Annotated in this window: 1 protein-coding gene; it reads left to right on the forward strand. The window is 74.4% G+C overall.

Features of this window, described 5'->3' with window-relative positions; all coding sequences use genetic code 11:
* Positions 1-48: 48 nt before the first annotated feature.
* Positions 49-800: hypothetical protein (locus GCN75_RS28805; RefSeq protein ID WP_193317708.1), on the forward strand; the 752-nt coding region annotated here is incomplete at its 3' end.

Consider the following 800-nt stretch of genomic DNA (forward strand, 5'->3'; position numbering starts at 1 on the left):
GTCGCTTAATTGGCAGCGGGGATGGGCAGGATGCGGGGCACATGCCCCGTGTGTGCGAGGAAACGTACCCTGGCCGCCTTGAATGCAGCCCTGGCCGCCGACGCGAATGCGGCAGCGACCGCAGCGGCTGCCGTCACGGCCAATGCAGCCACGGCCGCCGCCATCGCCGACGATGTGGCCGCCGCGACGGCCGCCACCGTCGCCAATGCCTCGCAAGCGGCCGCGCAAGCGGCGCAGTTGGCCGACAATGCGGCCGCCAGCACCGCCACCATCGCCGCCAATGCGCTGGCCGCCCTGAATGCGGCGCTGGCCGACGATGCGGCCGCTGCCGCCGCCACCCCCAACGCCACCAACACGGCCGCAGCGGCAGCGGCGGCCACCGCCGCCGACACGGCTGCGGCCGCCGCAGCAGCCGTCGCCGCCATCTCGGCCGCTGCCACGCAGCATGCGCAAGCCGATGATGCGGCCGCCGCCGCTGCCGCTCTCACGGCGTCGATCTCGCTGGCCGCCACTCAGGCTGCCCAGGCCGCCGATCTCGCCGTCGGCACCACCGCGGCCACGGCAGCGGCCGCACTGGCTGCCCTGAACCAGGCCCTGGCCGATGACAATGCCGCCGCAGCAGCCAGCACGGCAGCCACCAACGCGCAAGCGGCCCTGAATAGCGCCACGACGACACTCAATGCGGCAATCCTGGCGGCCAGCAACTCGCTCGCCGCCACCAATGCCGCCCTGGGCGCCGACGCCACGGCCGCGAGCACGGCGGCAGCTGCCGCCGCTGCCCAGGTCCTTGCGGACGCCGC

This window comes from Janthinobacterium violaceinigrum (assembly GCF_009208555.1).
GTDB classification, from domain to species: domain Bacteria; phylum Pseudomonadota; class Gammaproteobacteria; order Burkholderiales; family Burkholderiaceae_D; genus Janthinobacterium; species Janthinobacterium violaceinigrum.